The following is a 2406-nucleotide window of genomic DNA, read 5'->3' on the forward strand; positions in this document are numbered from 1 at the left end:
CCGGGCACGCGGTCGATCACGTCGATGGCGAGCTGGAACCGGTCCATCCGGTTGAGCACGAGCATGTCGAACGGCGTGGTCGTGGTGCCGTGCTCGACATAGCCGCGGACGTGCAGGTTCGCGTGGTTGTGCCGGCGGTAGGCCAGCCGGTGGATCAGCCAGGGGTAGCCGTGGTAGGCGAACAGCACGGGCCGGTCGGTGGTGAACAGGGCATCGAACTCCCGGCCGGGCATCCCGTGCGGGTGTTCCGAACGTGGCTGCAGCCGCATGAGGTCGACGACGTTCACCACGCGGACCGCCAGGTCGGGCAGATACTCGCGGAGCAGCTTCGCGGCGGCGAGGATCTCGATCGTGGGCGCGTCCCCCGCGCAGGCCAGCACGACGTCGGGTTCGCGGCCGGGGTGCGTGCCCGCCCAGTCCCAGGAGCTGATCCCGCGGGCGCAGTGCAACGCGGCCTGTTCGGCGTCGAGCCAGACCGGGGTGTCGTTCTTGCCCGCGACGATCACGTTGACGTAGTCACGGCTACGCAGGCAGTGGTCGGCCACGTGCAACAGGGTGTTCGCGTCCGGGGGCAGGTAGACGCGCACGACCTCGGCGCTCTTGTTCGCGACGTGGTCGACGAACCCGGGATCCTGATGGGAAAAGCCGTTGTGGTCCTGACGCCAGACGTGCGAGGTCAGCAGGTAGGTCAGCGACGCGATCGGGCGGCGCCACGGGATCGCCCGATGCGTCTTCAGCCATTTGACGTGCTGGTTGAGCATCGAATCGACGATGTGCACGAACGCCTCGTAGCACGAGAAGAGCCCGTGCCGCCCGGACAGCAGATAGCCTTCGAGCCAGCCCTGGCACAGGTGCTCGGACAGGACCTCCATGACCCGGCCGTCGGGGGCGAGATGCTCGTCGTCGGCGGTGGTCGCGAGCTGCCACGCCTTCGCGGTCACCTCGTAGACCGCGTCGAGCCGGTTGGACGCGGTCTCGTCCGGGCCGAACAGCCGGAAGTTCCGGCGGTCCGCGGAGGCGACGAAGACGTCGCGGAGGTAGCGGCCGAGAACGCGGGTAGGTTCGGCGGTCGCCGTCCCGGGATGGTCGACCGGGACGGCGTGCCGGGCGAGGTCCGGCAGCCCGAGGGGCCGTAGGATCCGGCCGCCGTTGGCATGCGGGCTCGACCCCATCCGCAGTTCGGCGGGCGGGACGAGCGCCCGCACGGAAGCCGTGGGCGCGCCGGCGGCGTCGAACAGCTCCTCGGGCCGATAGGACCGCAGCCAGGCTTCGAGCTGACGCAAACGATCCGGATCGTCCCGTACGCCGGACAGGGGAACCTGATGCGACCGCCAGGTGCCTTCGACCTGTTTTCCATCCACTGTGGACGGACCGGTCCAGCCCTTGGGCGTGCGCAACACGATCATCGGCCACTTCGGCCGGGTTCCGGCCGTCCGGATCCCGGCCAGATCGGCGAGCGCGGTGTCGAGCGCCGCCGCCATGGCCTGGTGCATCTGCGCGGGCTCGTCGCCTTCGACGTACAGCGGTGCGTAGCCGTATCCCCGCAGCAACGAGTCCAGTTCGGACGGTGTGATTCTCGCCAGCAGCGCCGGATTGGCGATCTTGTAGCCGTTGAGGTGCAGGATCGGCAGGACGGCGCCGTCCCGCACCGGATCGAGCCAGCGGCAGCCGTGCCAGCTCGTGGCGAGCGGCCCGGTCTCCGCTTCACCGTCCCCGACGACGCAGGCGACCACGAGCCCCGGGTTGTCGAAGGCCGCCCCGAAGGCGTGCGCCAGCGAGTACCCGAGTTCACCCCCTTCGTGCAGTGACCCGGGCACCTGCGGCGAGACGTGGCTGGGTACGCCGCCCGGGAACGAGAACTGCCGGAACAGCGCGCGCATCCCCTCGGCGTCCTGGGTTACCTCGGGCCAGGCCTCCGTGTAGCTGCCCTCGATCCAGGTGTTGGCCAGCAGCGAGGGACCACCGTGCCCGGGACCGGTCACGAACAGCATCTCGGTGCCATGGGCGAGGATCGCGCGGTTCAGATGCGCGTAGACGAAGTTCAGGCCGGGGCTGGTCCCCCAGTGCCCCAGCAGCCGCGGCTTGACGTGACCGGGCCGCAGCGGCTCGGCCAGCAGCGGATTGGCCAGCAGGTAGATCTGGCCGGCGGACAGGTAGTTCGCCGCCCGCCACTGAGCGTCCACTTGCGACACTTCGAGCTCGGTGAGCGCGGTGTCACGCGTTTCGGCGACGGTCATCGCGATGCCTCCGGGCGCACGACCAGCACCGGGCACCGCGCGTGCTGCACCAGCGCCTGCCCGGTGGAGCCGAGCAGCATCCCGGTGAAGCCGCCACGCCCGTGGCTGCCGACCACCACCAGCCGGGCCCGCCCGGACAACTCCAGCAGCGCGTGCCGCGGCCGGTCGA

General features: G+C 70.3%; 2 protein-coding genes. Both read right to left on the bottom strand.

Translation table 11 applies throughout. The features are described from left to right. Positions 1–2237, bottom strand: a 2237-nt coding sequence (locus ABD987_RS44440) for a phosphoketolase family protein (protein WP_345409073.1), incomplete at its 3' end; no start/stop codon positions are given. Then, positions 2234–2406: universal stress protein (locus ABD987_RS44445; protein WP_345409075.1), on the bottom strand; the 173-nt coding region annotated here is incomplete at its 5' end. The genes ABD987_RS44445 and ABD987_RS44440, both read right to left, overlap by 4 nt.

It is taken from the genome of Amycolatopsis samaneae (assembly GCF_039541975.1).
Taxonomy (GTDB): Bacteria; Actinomycetota; Actinomycetes; order Mycobacteriales; family Pseudonocardiaceae; genus Amycolatopsis; species Amycolatopsis samaneae.